The organism is Sphingomonas sp. STIS6.2, assembly GCF_000732685.2.
Lineage (GTDB): Bacteria > Pseudomonadota > Alphaproteobacteria > Sphingomonadales > Sphingomonadaceae > Sphingomonas > Sphingomonas aerolata.
Genome location: NZ_JPDP02000126.1, coordinates 33,181 through 48,270, shown reverse-complemented (window position 1 = coordinate 48,270; position 15,090 = coordinate 33,181). Strand labels below are relative to the sequence as shown.

14 protein-coding genes and 1 pseudogene are annotated in these 15,090 nt (G+C 66.7%); 7 read left to right on the top strand and 8 right to left on the bottom strand.

Annotated features, from left to right (window positions below; translation table 11 throughout):
• The 4 genes and pseudogenes from sphst_RS14035 to sphst_RS14020 all read left to right on the top strand — a co-directional run.
• Positions 1 to 479 (top strand): annotated as a pseudogene (locus sphst_RS14035) (polysaccharide biosynthesis C-terminal domain-containing protein); the annotation flags it as partial.
• The gene (locus sphst_RS14030) at positions 472 to 1,542 is read left to right on the top strand and encodes a hypothetical protein (protein ID WP_031396238.1); all 1,071 of its coding nucleotides are present in this window, start codon (positions 472 to 474) and stop codon (positions 1,540 to 1,542) included. The pseudogene sphst_RS14035 and the gene sphst_RS14030, both read left to right, overlap by 8 nt.
• Positions 1,543 to 1,838: 296 nt before the next feature.
• The gene (locus sphst_RS14025) at positions 1,839 to 2,081 is read left to right on the top strand and encodes an XrtV sorting system accessory protein (protein ID WP_031396237.1); all 243 of its coding nucleotides are present in this window, start codon (positions 1,839 to 1,841) and stop codon (positions 2,079 to 2,081) included.
• A 150-nt stretch (positions 2,082 to 2,231) separates the two neighbouring features.
• Positions 2,232 to 2,636, top strand: a complete 405-nt coding sequence (locus sphst_RS14020) for a hypothetical protein (protein WP_031396236.1) — start codon at positions 2,232 to 2,234, stop codon at positions 2,634 to 2,636.
• A gap of 66 nt (positions 2,637 to 2,702) precedes the next feature.
• Here sphst_RS14020 and sphst_RS14015 read toward each other — a convergent pair whose 3' ends face one another.
• Together sphst_RS14015 and sphst_RS14010 are read right to left on the bottom strand one after the other, a co-directional pair.
• Positions 2,703 to 4,004, bottom strand: a complete 1,302-nt coding sequence (locus sphst_RS14015) for a UDP-glucose dehydrogenase family protein (RefSeq protein ID WP_031396235.1) — start codon at positions 4,002 to 4,004, stop codon at positions 2,703 to 2,705.
• Between the two features lie 223 nt (positions 4,005 to 4,227).
• Positions 4,228 to 5,382 carry a GumK N-terminal domain-containing glycosyltransferase gene (locus sphst_RS14010; RefSeq protein ID WP_031394406.1) on the bottom strand — a complete coding sequence of 385 codons (1,155 nt, stop codon included), beginning with the start codon at positions 5,380 to 5,382 and terminating at the stop codon, positions 4,228 to 4,230.
• A gap of 84 nt (positions 5,383 to 5,466) precedes the next feature.
• Between sphst_RS14010 and sphst_RS14005 the strand changes: the two genes are divergently transcribed.
• Complete coding sequence (locus sphst_RS14005; RefSeq protein WP_031394407.1) at positions 5,467 to 6,597, top strand: glycosyltransferase family 4 protein; 1,131 nt, start codon at positions 5,467 to 5,469, stop codon at positions 6,595 to 6,597.
• Between the two features lie 287 nt (positions 6,598 to 6,884).
• Here the strand turns inward: sphst_RS14005 and sphst_RS20665 are convergent, their stop codons facing one another.
• The 4 genes from sphst_RS20665 to sphst_RS13995 form a co-directional block, all read right to left on the bottom strand.
• Positions 6,885 to 7,025, bottom strand: a complete 141-nt coding sequence (locus tag sphst_RS20665; RefSeq protein WP_156360375.1) for a hypothetical protein — start codon at positions 7,023 to 7,025, stop codon at positions 6,885 to 6,887.
• A gap of 202 nt (positions 7,026 to 7,227) precedes the next feature.
• Positions 7,228 to 7,728: a PilZ domain-containing protein gene (locus sphst_RS20660; RefSeq protein ID WP_031394408.1), complete on the bottom strand. Its 501-nt coding sequence runs from the start codon at positions 7,726 to 7,728 to the stop codon at positions 7,228 to 7,230.
• Between the two features lies 1 nt (position 7,729).
• Positions 7,730 to 8,053 (bottom strand): hypothetical protein, encoded by a 324-nt coding sequence (locus tag sphst_RS20655; protein WP_031394409.1) that lies wholly within the window; start codon positions 8,051 to 8,053, stop codon positions 7,730 to 7,732.
• 83 nt (positions 8,054 to 8,136) lie between these two features.
• Positions 8,137 to 9,528, bottom strand: a complete 1,392-nt coding sequence (locus sphst_RS13995; protein WP_234387659.1) for an exopolysaccharide biosynthesis polyprenyl glycosylphosphotransferase — start codon at positions 9,526 to 9,528, stop codon at positions 8,137 to 8,139.
• A gap of 549 nt (positions 9,529 to 10,077) precedes the next feature.
• Here sphst_RS13995 and sphst_RS13990 point away from each other — a divergent pair.
• Both sphst_RS13990 and sphst_RS13985 read left to right on the top strand, forming a co-directional pair.
• The gene (locus tag sphst_RS13990) at positions 10,078 to 11,022 is read left to right on the top strand and encodes a GGDEF domain-containing protein (RefSeq protein WP_031394411.1); all 945 of its coding nucleotides are present in this window, start codon (positions 10,078 to 10,080) and stop codon (positions 11,020 to 11,022) included.
• 102 nt (positions 11,023 to 11,124) lie between these two features.
• Complete coding sequence (locus sphst_RS13985; protein WP_031394412.1) at positions 11,125 to 12,006, top strand: polysaccharide deacetylase family protein; 882 nt, start codon at positions 11,125 to 11,127, stop codon at positions 12,004 to 12,006.
• Positions 12,007 to 12,018: 12 nt separating this feature from the next.
• Here the strand turns inward: sphst_RS13985 and sphst_RS13980 are convergent, their stop codons facing one another.
• Both sphst_RS13980 and sphst_RS13975 read right to left on the bottom strand, forming a co-directional pair.
• Positions 12,019 to 13,332: an HlyD family type I secretion periplasmic adaptor subunit gene (locus sphst_RS13980; protein WP_056673914.1), complete on the bottom strand. Its 1,314-nt coding sequence runs from the start codon at positions 13,330 to 13,332 to the stop codon at positions 12,019 to 12,021.
• Complete coding sequence (locus sphst_RS13975) at positions 13,329 to 15,089, bottom strand: type I secretion system permease/ATPase (RefSeq protein WP_107045711.1); 1,761 nt, start codon at positions 15,087 to 15,089, stop codon at positions 13,329 to 13,331. Before sphst_RS13975 ends, sphst_RS13980 begins: the two co-directional genes overlap by 4 nt.
• Position 15,090: the final 1 nt, after the last annotated feature.

Genomic DNA, 15,090 nt, shown 5'->3' with positions numbered 1-15,090 from the left:
CGATCATCTCGATCATCGCCGGCACCGCCTATCTGACGACGATCGGCCAGTATAATCAGGCGATCATCCTGGTGAAGGACAAGCCGCACTGGCAGACGGTCCTCACCTCGATCTACGCGGTCAGCAACATATCGCTGTTCCTCGTCGTCGTGCGCTATGGTCTCCAGGCGCTCGCGATCGGCTTCACCGTCCGCGCCGTCCTGCTTTACCCGCTCTCGGTCGGCGCGGCCCTCCACCTGCTGAGGATAAAACCGATGGCCTATGCCGCCCGCATAGCACCCTCGCTTGCCGCATCCGCGGTGATGGTCGGGGCGCTGCTTCTGCTGCACCGGACGATCGACGTCCCCTCCCCGCTGCTCGCGCTGGTCATCCACGTCGCGGTCGGCGCGGTCGTCTATGCCGCCGCGCTGTTCGTGATCGGCCGCCGCGACATGCTCGCGCTCATCCGCTTCGCGCGGACGGCGGTGGCCCGTGGCTGATCCGCTGCGCATCCTCGCCTGGCCCGCCGGTGATCCGAGCGACCTCAACCCCTATGTCCGCCGCATGTACGGCGCGTTCCGCGCGCCCGCGGCCTCGGTCACCGCGTTCCGTCCGCTGATGCGGCGCATCCCCGCCGCGGACATCTTCCATATCCACTGGCCCGAGGGGATCTTCGAAGGCTCGGGCAGCAACAACCCGGCGATCGTCGCAGCCAAGGCCGCGCGCGTGCTGAACGCGGCGCGGGGGATCCGTCGATCGGGCGGCAAGCTCGTAGTCACCGCGCACAATGTCGCGCCGCACCGCGACCTGACCGGCTGGCGGCACCGGGTCTGGCACGCCTATCAAGCACGGCTTCTCGGCCAGATCGATCACCTGATCGGCCTGTCCGCCGCCTCGCTCGAGCGCTATCGCGCCGCGCATCCGGCGATCGCCGCGGTCGCGGGGACGATCATTCCTCACCCGCATTATCGTGAGGACTATCCGGCGATCCCTCGTGCCGAAGCGCGCGCGGCCTGGGCGATTCCCGACGGTATCTGGGTGCTCGGCATGATCGGGTCGCTCCGCCCCAGCAAGAACCTCGTCGAGGCCGCCGAGGCGTTCCTCGCGATCCGCCGGCCCGATGAGATGCTGCTGATCGCCGGCGATGCGGGCAATGACGACATCGCCGCGCAGTTGGCCGGCGTCGCGGCGCGATCCGACGGGACGATCCGTATCGTGACGGGTCCGCTCGACGACACGCGCTTCGCCTCGGCGATCGCCGCCTGCGACGCCTGTATGATGAACCAGATTTCGACGCTCAATTCGGGCACCGCGCTTGTCACGCTGTCGCTCGACCGCCCGCTGCTGGCCCCGGCGGTCGGCACGCTGCCCAGCCTGGCGGCGGAGATCGCCGGCGGCTGGGTCACGCTGTTCGATCCTCCGCTCGCGCCGCCGGCGCTGCGCGCGAACATCGACACGCTTCGCACCAGCCCACCGCGCGGCCGCCCCGATCTGGAGCCGCTCGACCCGATGCGGCTGTCCGAGGCGATGCTCGCGCGGTTCGGGGATCTGGCGTCGGGCTGACCTTGGGCGCGAGGCCTTTCGCACAGTCGATCTTTGCCGCCTTGCACAGCACCGCCTGACGCTCGCTGATTCCCGATTGCAGCTACTCGGTCGCGAGCGAGCCAGGCCTCGACGTCGCGCCCGTTCTCGGTCTGGCGCAGCGCCGCGGTCGTCGTCAGGGCAGTCCCACCGCGAGAGCGGGGGCAAGATACTGCATTTGCCCGAGACGATGAGAAAATCTAGAAGGACCGGGCATAGGGATCGCCTCTGACGGAATGTGGCGCCGGCCGGGTTCCGGGCGGCTTGGGAAGTATATCATGGAAACAATTTACGATTGGCTGAGCGTCGCGGTATTTGCGGGCCTGGCGCTGCTCTATCTGCAACGCTCGATGGAGGATGAGCCGGTCGATACGGTGTGGCATTATCTGCCGCCCGCGATCGCCTGTGCGCTGAGCAACTGGCTCGGCAACGAAGGCTATGCGATCCCCGCCGTGCTCGTGCTTGCGGCCAGTGTCGGCTATATCATCTACGTGCTGCGCCCATCCCTGCCCGGGCGCTGATCCGGCCGGCCGGACGCGCCGGCCCCGGCAGCAGCGGTCGATCATGGTAGAACAGGATCTCCATTACCCTAAACCCGCCGCTAACCAGGTTTGAAGAGACCTCCTTTGCATCGGCCGAGTGAAGGATCGGGTGCCAACGGAGAATTTCCAATGCCCCTGATCCACGACGCGCATCGCGCCGTCGCGTCCGCCGCGACGGCCCCGGCCGCTCGCCCGCATGCCCTGAACCGTGTCCTGACGGACTCTCTTTATGATGGTGGCCGACCCGCGCGCGCCGGCGCTGCCCTGCGCGGCATGGTCGGCATCGCAGCGCTGGCGATGCTCGCCGCCTGCGGATCCGCGGTCGAAGCGCCCGAGCAGGCGGGGATCGTCGTCGTCAGATCGGGGGCCGGACCGAGCGAGTCCGCTCTTGCGGTTGCAGCAGCGGCATCGCCTGCAGCGGCGACCGGCGCCGACGCGGGCACACCGGCCACCAGCGATACCGACGATGCGGTCATCCCTCCCGACACGATGCGGGACCCGGATCATATGCAATATGCCAGCCTGGTCGAATAACCGGACTGGCCCTTGGCTTGATTAGACAGGCGGCGCACCGATCGGCGCGCCGCCTGTCCCGGTCGATCAGCGGCCGACCGCGTGATAGGTCAGCCCGGCCTTCTCGACCATGTCGCGCGGATAGATGTTGCGCAGGTCGACAAGCACCGGCGATGCCAGCAACGACTTGACGCGCTTGAAGTCGAGCGCGCGGAAGATGTCCCATTCGGTCACGATGACAAGCGCCTCGGCGCCCTCCATCGTCTCATAGGGACCGGTGCAATAGGTCACATCCTTGATGACCGCCTTCGCCTGCTCATGACCCTCGGGATCATAGACGTTGATCGTCGCGCCGGCATCCTGCAGCGTCTGGATCAGCGCGATCGCCGGGCTGTCGCGCATGTCGTCGGTGTTCGGCTTGAACGTCAGGCCGAGCACCGCGATCGTCTTGCCGCGAACGTCGCCACCGACGGCGGCGATGACCTTGCGGCCCATTGCGCGCTTGCGATTGTCGTTCACCGCTACGACCGCCTCGACGATGCGCTGCGGCGCGTCGTGATCCTGCGCGGTCTTGAGCAGCGCGAGCGTGTCCTTGGGGAAGCACGAACCGCCATAGCCGGGGCCGGCATGCAGGAACTTGGAGCCGATACGGTTGTCGAGGCCGATGCCGCGCGCAACGTCCTGCACGTCCGCGCCGACCTTCTCGCACAGATCGGCGATCTCGTTGATGAAGGTGATCTTGGTCGCAAGGAACGCGTTGCCGGCATATTTCGTCAGCTCGGCGGCACGGCGGCTCATCTCGACGAGCGGCGAACGACCGAGGGCGAGCGGACGGTAGATCTCGCGCATGACCGCAAGACCCTTCTCGTCGTCGCTGCCGATCACGACGCGGTCGGGACGCTTGAAATCGTCGATCGCGGCGCCTTCGCGCAGGAATTCGGGGTTCGACACGACCGCGAAATCGGCATCCGGATTGACCCGGCGGATGATCCGCTCGACCTCGTCGCCAGTGCCGACCGGGACCGTTGACTTGTCGACGATCGCGGTGAAGCCGTCGATCGCACCGGCAATTTCCTCGGCGGCGGCATAGACATAGGACAGGTCGGCATGACCGTCACCGCGCCGCGACGGCGTGCCGACGGCGATGAAGACCGCGTCGACGCCCTTCACGCTCGCGGCAAGATCGGTACCGAAGCGCAACCGCCCGGCCTCGACGCCGCGCGCCACCAGTGCATCGAGACCGGGCTCGTAGATCGGCATGATGCCGTTTTCGAGCGCCGCGATCTTGCCGGCATCCTTGTCGATGCAGATCACGTCATGTCCGAAATCGGCGAAACATGCGCCCGACACCAAACCAACGTAACCCGATCCCACCATCGCTATGCGCATTATAATCCCTCAGACGATGTTGGTCCCTACGATCGTCGTACGGACATTGATATTCGGCGGAACTCCTAGAAGATGAACCGCCGGCCATCAATAAGGTGGTTCACCTGATGCGGCGGGCCGGTACGCTGCTCCAGCGATCCGTGCCGATACCGATCAAACGCCGATATCCGAGAGGGTTGGCGGGCCGGCCCGCGCCCGCGGGCGACGCGCCGGCCCCGCCGATTTAGTCCGCGACGATGCGGGCGTCAGGGTAGTTTTCGGGACGAAGCACGCGGTCGGCGACCTCTGTCCAGGTCGAGAAATGCCGCGCGGGCACCTGCCCCGCCAGCGCCAGCGCCTTTTCGGTCGCCGCGATCATCGACGCCGGATCGTTCGACACATAGCCCGCGCGGAACGGGTTCGTCCCGACCGCGAAATCGGGGCAGACCGCGGGGATCTGCAGATATTCATATTGTCCCAATTTCAGACTCGACTCGGCAAGATACTCGACCCCCGGCGCCAGCCGGTAGGGGGCGATGCCAATGCTCGCATGCTTGATATAGGGCAGCGTGGCGCGGAACGGCATTTCCTTGTGGACGAACACGTTGTCGGGCCCCTTGAAGCTCTTCCCGCAGCCGATCACGTGGAAATGCACATCGGGAAACTGCGGCGCGACCGCATGGAAGAAGCTTTCGTCGAACAGCATCGACCCGACCGCGACGGCATTGCGCTGCGCGGTATAGGGCGACGGCCCGACGGTCTCGAAGTCGGCGGGATCGATCCCGAATTCGGCACGGTACAGGCGATCCTTCGCCCACAGGAAATCCGACACCATCTTGGTCGACCGCAGGCAGACATGGTCGATATGCCGCGCGTTCTTCACCAGATGGCGGCGGACATAGGGATGCGCGCCGACGGTATCGAGCCGGTCGGTGGCGTAATAGATGATCTTGGCGGTCGGGTTGAGCCGCTTGATCCGGTCGATGAAGATCGCTGCGACGCTCGATTCGATGACGATAAAGTCCGCCGCCTGGAACGCGCCGTCGATATCGGCATTGGGCAGCCTGGCGAACAGCGGAAACAGCTTCGCCATCACCGCATCGGCGACCGCGTTGTTGGTCGCAAAGGGATGCAGCGGCGTCCGCCACAGATAGCAATTGACGCCGTCCACCTTGTGCCAGGCATTGGCCTGGTCCCACAGGAACAGGCGCGAATCGCCCTTCTTCTTCGAGATCAGGCTGAACCGCGTCGAGATGAACGACACGTCGCAGCCATCCTGCGCCAGCGCATGCGCGACCTGGTGGATGCTGGCGCGCTTGGGCGTCCGGTAATCCTGAAATGCCGACAGGATGACGACACGGGAACGCTTTGGCTGCGCCGGCGCTGGCTTATCGGACATGCATGACACTCCATCGACTTTGGGCTGGACGGTTGGCCGTAATCAGACAAAGGGGCTGGCAATCTGGATCACGTTGGGAAGCCGATGCACGTTCTTCACGTCGTTCGTCAATTTTATCCGGCCATTGGCGGGCTGGAAGACGCCGTCAGCAATCTCGCGGTCGCGCTCAAGCGGGACTGCGGAATCACGACGTCGGTGGTCACGCTCGACCGGCAGTTTTCGCGTCTCGACGCGACGCTGCCGCCGCGCGACACCTATCAGGGCGTGCCCGTGCAGCGGATCCCGTTCCGCGGCTCGACGCGCTATCCGCTCGCACCCACCGTACTGCAGCATCTCGGCCAAGCGGACATCGTCCATGTCCATGCGATCGATTCGTTCTTCGACGGCATGGCGCTCACCCGCCCGCTCCACCGCCGGCCGATGGTCGCCTCGACGCATGGCGGTTTCTTCCACACGGATTTCGCCAGCCGGCTGAAGCTCGCCTATTTCGCCAGCGTCACGCGCGCGTCGTCGCTCGCCTATGACCGGATCATCGCCTCGAGCGAAAGCGACGCCGCCCGGTTCAACGAGATCGCCGCGAGCAAGACGGTGACGATCGAGAATGGCGTCAATATCGGCAAGTGGCAGGGTGCAGGGTCGCCGCAGCCGACGCGGACGATGATCTATATCGGCCGCTTTTCCTCGAACAAGAACATCACCGGCCTGATCGACCTCGTCGCTGCGCTCGGCCGGCTTCACGGCGACTGGCGGCTGATCATCGCGGGCGGCCCGGCCGACGTCACGCCTGCGCAGATCGAGGAGCATATGCGCCGGACCGGTACCGAACGAGCGGTCACGCTCGTGCCCTCGCCCAGCGACGAGGGTATCAAGGCGTTGATCGGCGAGGCCAGCTATATCGGCTCGGCGTCACGCTACGAAGGCTTCGGGCTGAGCGTGGTCGAAGGCCTGTCCGCAGGCCTGACCCCGATCGTCAGCGACATCCCGCCCTTCCGCCGGCTGGTCCGCTCGTCCGGCAGCGGCATCCTCTTCGACATTGACGATGTCGAGGCTGGTGCGGGCCGGATCGAAGCCGCGCACCGCGATTCAAGCGCCGCCTATGAGTCGAACCGTGCGAATAACATCGCCGCGAGTCTGGCCTATGACTGGCGTAGCGTCGCGCGGCAGTTCGCCGATGTGTATCAAGATGTCCTGCGGAAACGCGGCGCGCGGGGCTGACAACGCCGGGGTGCCGCGCCCCGTATTCCGGGGCGATTCGGCAAGGAGAAGCGTATCGTCGCTCGGGATCGATCACGATGCCCGCATCGCCCAAGCCGAGTTTACCGCGAGCGTACAGGCCCTGTTGCTTCAAGCGGGTCGGGCGAACGCTCAAGCCTGAGGATCACCGCAGCCCTACGGCGAAGGCGCATCGCCATATCCCGGGCGCCCAAACACTTTGGCGATCCGACGGCCGGGATCGTCAGACACAGGCGGACGCGAAATAGCGACCGCCCATGTGCTTGAAATCAGGCCAGGAAAAACGCCATCAGGACGATCAATGCCCAGAGCGCAACGCTGACCGCGAGGCCAGTGATAAGACCGAGCACGGCCGAGGGGATTTCGGGATAGGATGGGGCCTGGATAGCCGGGCCGGGAAGCGCAGTCATGAACACTCTCCTCAGCGGTCGTTTCAACCGTCTTGTCTCAACATGGGACAGGGGTCATAAATAATCAATACTAATATCTAGACTAGCGCAAAATTAGCTAAGATCCTGAAAATCTTGTGCGTTCAGCGGGTCGGCAAGGCCGGCAAACGCCCCCGGAGCAGGCCTGCACCTCGCAGACCACTACACCGGCGTCAGCGTCGGTTCAGAACGATGCAAGTCCGCGCAGGAGCAGCGTCGCCAGGGCCCAGCATGCGCAGCTCGCCACGACCAGCAGGATAAGCCGCACCGGCGCTGCAAAGCGCTGCGGCGGCGCCAGTGCCGCACCCGCGGCGGGCATGGACACCACCGCGCTGTCGGGGATCAACGACAGGACCGCAGACTCGCAGATCGTGTGCGTGAAGGCCGACTGGATCTGGTCGTTCGTCAGCAGGGGCTGGAATGCGCAGCCATGCGCTTCGCCGTCGCGCCATGCGATCCGCGCGGTCGCCTGCCCCGCACCGGCCAGGCCGACGCGGATATGGGCACCGACCGGCAGGACGCTGGCGCTGGAAAAACGGAAACCGCCTTCGGACAGGTCCTCGACACGGACGTCGATCGCCCGTGCATCGGCCGCACGGACCGTGCTCGCGCGCGCTATTGCCGCACGACTCGGCTTTCGCCGGCGCTCGGCCACCGGCTCGATCACCGTCATCTCCGCACGCACGCTAGATGATCCAGGCAAGGACACCAGCGAGCGCCGCGGCGAAGACCGCCACGCCGGCGATGGTCGAACCGGCCCGGATCGCGCGTTCACCCAGCGAGGCGGGCTCGACCGGAAGGAGCCAGTTCTCGTAGTCGATCCGGTCGCCGGCCAACGGGTTGGCGGCACGCGGGTCGACGACCTGAAGCTCGGCCGCGAGCGGGTCTGCGACGGAACGCGCCCCGTCGAACGAATCCGTCGTAGCGCCGGAAAGCGGATCGCCGCCACGAAACGCCGCATGTGGCGATACGGGGTCAGCCAGGTTAGCAAGAGGTGCGTGAAGGGGCATGACGACACCATGCCATACTGGTGGTTAAGAAAGCGTATGTTAAATTGCTGTCGCGGCATTTTTTGTACGTGTTTTACGGTGTACTAGAACGCGTTGCGGTGCACAACGACCCGTACCGTAGACACGAGAATGCCAAAGTCGCGCCATACGGACCAGCCCAGGATATACTCCAGATCGGCCTGAAGGCGCTGCGTCAGATCGTCGCGGCGATGCGTCGCACCCCGGAATCCGCGCACCTGCGCGAGACCGGTGATCCCCGGCTTGAGCGCGTGACGGTGCCAATAGCGTTCATCGACCTCCCAGAACAGCTGCTGTCCCGCCAGCGACCCAAGTGCATGCGGTCGCGGCCCGACGATGCTCATCGATCCGAGCAGCACGTTCAGCAGCTGGGGCAGCTCGTCGACGCTGGTCGCGCGGATCACGCGACCGACGCGCGTGATCCGGTCGTCGGTGCGCGACGCCGAAACGCTGCCGCTGGCGTCCGACTGCTCGACCCGCATCGACCGGAACTTGAACACCTTGAACAGCGCGTTGCCGCGGCCGACGCGATCCTGCCGGAAGAAGACCGGTCCGCGGCTGTCGATCTTGATCGCCGCGGCGGTGATCAGCAGCAGCGGCAGCACGACGATCAGCGCGGGCACCGCGAAGGCCAGGTCGAACGTCCGCTTGATCATCCGGTTACGCGTGCTCAGCGGTCCGACCGCCACGACCAGCGTCGACCGCCCGACGAAAGTGTCGAGCCCGATCGCGCCGACCTGGTCGATTTCGTTCGAAATAATCTCGCCGCGAATGCCCGCGCCCTTCAGCAGCATCGCCCATTCGCGCTCCTTGTCGGGCCGGCAGGCGATCACGACGCGGTCGACACCGCGCAATTGGCGCGCGAGTCGATCGAGCATCATCGGATCCTGCATGTTCGGGCGAAGGTTCGCGGCCCGCGTCTCGACGACTTTGCAATGTGCAGGCACCGCGAATTCGACGTCGTCCAAGATCACCAGATCGGTGGTCACGTTGCCGCCAATCGTCAGGCGGACAAACCGATCGATGACCAATCGAAAGACTGCGAGAAGCACGAAGCTGCCGAGCATTCCGATGCTGATGACGCCACGGGATTCCGCCTGCACCGCCCGGAAATAGTAGGAGATGAACAAAAAGCTTGAAAAGGCTAGTAAAAGCGCTGTCGCCGAGCGCATGATGCCGGCCCGGGCCTTGCGCAGCACGTCGATCGAGTAGGCGCCATTATTGAACGCCGTCAGCACATATATCGGCGCCGTGACGATGACGACGTTCATATGCGACGTAACAGCAAAACGGCCATATTTTGCAAATATACCGAGCTCGAATGCAGCAACCACCGCGAGCAGATCAGCAAACACCAACAGGATATAAAGCGCGATGCGCAGTTGGTGACGATGCGAGGTCGAGCCAAAACGATCGAACACTGCACCGCGCGTGCCGGTAACTTTAGTATTTTCCACAGTGCCAGCTCCCTGCCCGCCACAATCTCGACTTATGCTCAGCAGGGCCAAGGCTCTGCCATAGGCGGTTTGAAGAAACCAGAGCCGAGATGCGCGGCTCACCCCATCGGAGCGCCACCCGGTCGGCACGCACCGCGCCGCGTGCGCAATGCCGCCCGCCGCAGCTATGCCACCGCCACCACCTTGCCGTCGCCGCAGCACCCCCAGCATGCGCGCAGCAGCGTCCAGCAGCCCGGTGCGGCTATTCCGGCAATGGACTGAAACCGGTACGACCGGACTCTCCCCTTGGCGCAACATATCCCTCTATAGCGGACAACCGGCGCCGGCGGGCCGTCCCATCCCGGAACATGCCCCCCATCATAAGAAAAACCGCGCCGCTGCCGCCCGCGATCAGCCGCCACCCGTCGCAGCGACACGCCCCCGAACGCGGAACCGATCGCCGCGCAAGGATTGATCGCGCGCTCTTTCGCGCTAGGGGGCGTCGGAATGAAACAGACGCGCGCGATCCCGCGTTGTACAATCCAGTACATAAAAAGGTTCGAGACAAGCATGCCAGAGGCTTTTCGTGCGGCGCGCGACGCGCTCGCCTTTCTCGAGGCACATCGTCTCGCACCGGTTGCTGAAAATTATACCTTCGCGCTTGCCGTGGTCGCCGATCCCGGATCGGACCTGGCGCGCGCCGTGGCGGCCGAGACGGATGGCGGCCTGAGGCTGACCGCACGCGCGCTCGAAACGCTCAGCGAACGCCATCTTGCGATCAAGCGCGACACGACCGCCGAACGCGACAGCGCGGTCACCGCACGCGCGAACCAGCTCGGCGCGCTGACCACCGATGCGCAGACGCTGACGCGGTCGCTTAGCCACGACGTCAGCGCGATGGCGAGCGAGGCGGAGAACTGGCCCGATGCGACACTGCTCGTGACGCGACTGGCCGATGCCGAACGCGAGCTGGCCGAGCTGCGCCGCGACGTCGCCCGGCTCCAGTCCGACCTCGGCTCGCTCGGTACGGCGCGGCACGATCCGATGCGCGACGCAGCCACCGGCGCGCTGACGTCCGAGGGCGCGCGGCCGATCTTCGCACAACTCGCCGAACAGGCGCGAAGCTATGTCCTCATGATCTTCAGCGTCGCCGATCTGGCCGGGGTCAATCAGCGCTTCGGCCACGCCGTCGGCGACAATGTGCTGAGCGCCTTTGTCGCGAACCTGCGACGGGTGTTTCCCGACGAGGAGATCATTCGCTGGACCGGCAATGAATTCGTCGTGGTCGTGACCGACGTCGCCCTGACGGCGGCCCGCGATCTCGCCGACGAAGCCATCGCCGCCTTCGAAACCCGCCGCCTCAAGCTGCGCGGCAGCGGCGCATGGATCGGCCCGGTCCGCGCGCTCGCGGGACTGGTCGTCGGCCAGGGCGACGACCAGGACGCCGCCCTGAGCCAGGCCCGCGCCGATCTGTACCGTGCCACCGTCGAGGGTTTCGCCCCTGTGGACGGCTGAGCGGGTCGGATTCGACGGTTCGCTTGCTCCGGCCGCGATCATGGATTCGATAAGTATCTGCATTATGGCGTTTCTATCCCGCGATCCACGCGTTCCAGCGCGATGAGCATCTCGCACCATGGCCGCTACGCCTATCGCCCGATCGTCGACCGCCCGGACTATGACTGGCCCGACGGCCGCCGCCTCGCCATCTATTTCGGGGTGAATTACGAGGTGTTCGATTTCGGCGGCGGGCTGGGTCCGGAACTGGCCCCCGCGCAGACCGACCCGGACGTGATGAACTATGCCTGGCGCGATTATGGCAACCGGGTCGGGGCGTGGCGATTGTTCGATCTGTTCGATCGGCTGGGCCTGCGCACCACCGCGCTGCTCAACGCCGACGTCCTCGATCGCTGCCCCGGACTGGCCGAGGCATGCCGCGACCGCGGCGACGAGATCGCGGCGCATGGCGGCACCAACGCGACCGCGCAAGGATCCCTTGCGCACCCGCGCGAGACCCAGATGATCGCCGACGTGACCGAGCGGCTGGCGACACTCGGCGTACGTCCCACCGGCTGGCTGGGGCCGTGGATATCGGAGAGCGACATCACGCCGGACCTGCTCGCCGAAAATGGCTATCGCTATGTCCTCGACTGGGCGCATGACGACCAGCCGACCCGGCTCGCCACCCCTCATGGCGGACTGCTCTCCATCCCCTATTCCCAGGAAATCAACGACCTGCCCGCGATCATCGCGCGCAAGCAGGAGGCGGTGACGTTCGCCGCCATGATCCGCGACGGCGTCGAACAGCTGCTGTCCGAATGCGACCGGCGTCCACTCGTCCTCGGCATCGCGCTCCATCCCTATATCATGGGACAGGCACACCGCGTCCCCGCACTGGCCCGCGTGTTGACTGACCTCCGCGCGGCGAACGATCCACGCATCTGGTGGACCACCGCCGGCGACATCGCCACGCATGTCGAGGCGAACGGGCTGGCCGCCTGACCCCGCACTCACTCAGGCTTCACGACCGCCGCGCCACAGGCTCTCCTTCAACGGGCCGATCAGATAGTCGAGCGCAGACCGTTTCCGGAGGGGCACGAGGATCTCGGCGGGCATGCCCGGCGTCAGTGCGCCGGGCCCCTTCAGCGCGACGAGCGTCCGATAGCTTTCCGGCAGCAACGACGCCTCCGCCCGGAAGAAGCGGTTGCCGGTCCGCTCCTCGGTGAAGCTGTCCGCCGACACCGTGTCGATCCGGGCGTCGAGCGCGGGCATCGCGCGGTCGTGAAAGCCGGTGAAGCGGACCTGTGTCGTCTGGCCGGGGCGCATGTCGTCGGCATCGTCGGGCGAAACCTGCACCTCGATGACCAGCGCCCTGCGATCGGGGACGATCTCCATGAGCGTCTGCCCCGGCGAGACCACGCCGCCGATGGTGTAGATCGTCGGGCCGACGATCGTGCCGGCCACCGGCGCGCGCACCATCGAGCGGGCGAGCTGTTCGCGCGCCGCGAGCAATTTGGGCTGCAGCTCGTTCATCCGCACCAGCAGATCGCGCAGGCTCCCCTCCACCTCCTCGATCTGGCGACGATCAACGCCCGCGGCCGAGAGTTCGGCTTCCCCGATCGCATCGCGCGTCTGGAGGATCTGCGCGCCCAGTGCGCCATGCTCGCCGTCGAGCGCGGCCTGCGTACGCTCGAGCGCGCGGATCCGGTTGATCGAGGCAAAGCCCTTGGCGGCGATGACCCTCATCCCCGTCAGCTCGTCGTCGAGCAGCGCGCGTTGCCGGCGGTTCGCCGCGATCTGTTCGCCGAACCCGCCAATCTGTTCGGCATTGGCGTGGGCACGCCGCATCCACACCGCCTTCTCGGTCTGCGCGGTCCGCAGCCGCGCCGCCAGCAGCAACCGCTGCCCGCGCAGGGCATCCTCCGCCAGCACCCGGTCCGCCGCCGGCAGCGCGCGGAATTCGACCGGCTCGGCCATCACCGCGCGCCGGTCGCGTTCGGCGAGCAGGCGTTCGCGCTGCGCAAACAGCATCATCAGCTCGGCGGTCATCCCGCGTTCGAGCGCGTGCAGGTCCGCCGATGCGATTTCGAGCAGCACCTGCCCGCGCGCGACCTTCTGGCCTTCGACGGCGCGCAATGCCGTGACGATGCCGCCGTCGCGATTCTGCACCGCCTGCCGCTTGCCCGACACGATCACCGCGCCGCGGGCATAGACGCCGGCGTCGAGCGGCATCATCGACGCGCCCCCCAGCAGCCCGATGAAGAACAGCGCCGCGACGCGCAGGCCGCGCCGGATCTCCACCCGCGCCGAATCGTCGATCATGCTCATGACACCGCCCCCTTCAGTCCGACGACATTGCCGCGGCTTCCACCGGCGCGGCGCGCCAGCTCGGCCAGAACCTCCTCAGCCGGACCTTCGCAGTCGACCGACCCGGCGTTGAGGACGAGCAGCCGATCCGCGGCGGCCAGCACGCTGGTGCGATGCGCCGCGATCACGATCGTCGCGCCGCGCTGGCGACTGGTCTCCAGCGCGCGCATCAGCGCCGCCTCGCCCTCCGCGTCCAGCGCGGCATTGGGTTCGTCGAGCAGAAGGATCGGTGGGTCGTCGAACATCGCCCGCGCCAGCGCGATCCGCTGCCGCTGCCCCGCCGACAGCGCCAGGCCGCCGCGCCCGATCGGACAGTCATAGCCGCCGGGCAGCGACAGGATCAGCGCATGGCACCCCGCGACCTTGGCCGCGTCGATCACCCGCCGGTCGAACGAGACCGGGTCCACCGCGTTCGGATCGGCGAACCGGGCGATGTTCTGCGCCACCGTGCCCGTCAGGAAGCCGGGCTCCTGCGGCACATAACCGCGGTACCGCGCGAGCCGCTGCGCATCCCAGAGGATCGAGTCCGCGCCATCGAGCAGCACCTGTCCGGCCTCGGGCGCGATCCCACCGGCGAGGATGCGGATCAGCGTCGTCTTGCCCGCCCCCGATGCCCCGACGATGCCCAGCATCTGCCCCGCCTGCAGGTCGAAGCTCACCCCTTTCAGCAGCATCGCCGCGCCATCGGCGCTGCGCGTGGTGACCTTGCGCGCGGTGATCCGGCCGAGCGGCGCCGGCAGGACGGTCGCGGGCGCCGCCGCCGCGTCCGTGTCGAACAGCTGCTTCAGCGATTTCAGCGCCTCGTTCGCGCTCTGCAGGTTCGACCAACCGCCGATCAGCAACTCGACCGGTTGCAGCGCGCGGCTGAGCAGCACCGAGGCGGCGATGATCGATCCGACCGAGATCTGCCGCTCGACCGCGAGGACCGCGGCGAGCCCGAGCGCCAGCGACTGGAGGAACAGCCGCATGAACTTGGCGATCGCGGCATAGCGCGCGGTCGCCATCTGCGCCGCAGCCAGCGCCGCCTGCCCGTCGCCGCGTTCGACGATCTGCCGGTCGACCATCGCCCGGCCCATGCCCAGCGCGCGGACGAGCTCGGCCTGCTGGGCGATATCCTCCTGGACGATCGCCGACCGGGCATTGGCGGTGTGCGCGACGGTCATCAGCCCGCGCGTCCCCCGCTCGGACATCCATGTCAGCACCGCGAGGCACGCGCCCGCGGCGATGATGAACAGCCCCAGCAGCGGATGGATCAGCACCGCGGCCAGGACATAGATCGGCGTCCAGGGCGCATCGAAGATCCCGACCAGCGTCGGCGCGGTGATCACCTGCCGCAGCGTGTCGAACTCGCGCATCGCCTGTGCGGTCGTCGGGTCGCGCTGCCGGGTGTGGCCGCGCTCGATCAGCCGCGCCAGGATCGCCCGGGACACGCGCTGGTCGAGCCGCAGCGACACCTTGACCATCAGCCGCGACCGCAGGGACTCCAGCACCCCGATCGTGGCGATCGCCGCCCCCAGCACCAGCGTCAGGATCACCAAGGTGACGACGCCCCCGGTCGGCACCACCCGGTCATAGACCTGCATCATGTACAGCGTCGGCGCGAGGTACAGGATGTTGACCAGCGCGCTGAACAGCAGAGCGGCCACCACATGCGACCGGCAGTGCCTGACCGCGTCACGTACCGGCAGTGGCAGCCGGTCCTCGAACATCTGCATCATC

What these genes read in the sequence shown, in the direction of transcription:
- sphst_RS20655 (WP_031394409.1), bottom strand. Translation starts at nt 8,053, where the DNA reads ATGCCCCTTCACGCACCTCTTGCTAACCTGGCTGACCCCGTATCGCCA.
- sphst_RS13980 (WP_056673914.1), bottom strand. Translation starts at nt 13,332, where the DNA reads ATGAGCATGATCGACGATTCGGCGCGGGTGGAGATCCGGCGCGGCCTG.
- sphst_RS14015 (WP_031396235.1), bottom strand. Translation starts at nt 4,004, where the DNA reads ATGCGCATAGCGATGGTGGGATCGGGTTACGTTGGTTTGGTGTCGGGC.
- sphst_RS13990 (WP_031394411.1), top strand. Translation starts at nt 10,078, where the DNA reads ATGCCAGAGGCTTTTCGTGCGGCGCGCGACGCGCTCGCCTTTCTCGAG.
- sphst_RS20665 (WP_156360375.1), bottom strand. Translation starts at nt 7,025, where the DNA reads ATGACTGCGCTTCCCGGCCCGGCTATCCAGGCCCCATCCTATCCCGAA.
- sphst_RS14005 (WP_031394407.1), top strand. Translation starts at nt 5,467, where the DNA reads ATGCACGTTCTTCACGTCGTTCGTCAATTTTATCCGGCCATTGGCGGG.
- sphst_RS13975 (WP_107045711.1), bottom strand. Translation starts at nt 15,089, where the DNA reads ATGATGCAGATGTTCGAGGACCGGCTGCCACTGCCGGTACGTGACGCG.
- sphst_RS14020 (WP_031396236.1), top strand. Translation starts at nt 2,232, where the DNA reads ATGCCCCTGATCCACGACGCGCATCGCGCCGTCGCGTCCGCCGCGACG.
- sphst_RS13985 (WP_031394412.1), top strand. Translation starts at nt 11,125, where the DNA reads ATGAGCATCTCGCACCATGGCCGCTACGCCTATCGCCCGATCGTCGAC.
- sphst_RS14025 (WP_031396237.1), top strand. Translation starts at nt 1,839, where the DNA reads ATGGAAACAATTTACGATTGGCTGAGCGTCGCGGTATTTGCGGGCCTG.
- sphst_RS14010 (WP_031394406.1), bottom strand. Translation starts at nt 5,382, where the DNA reads ATGTCCGATAAGCCAGCGCCGGCGCAGCCAAAGCGTTCCCGTGTCGTC.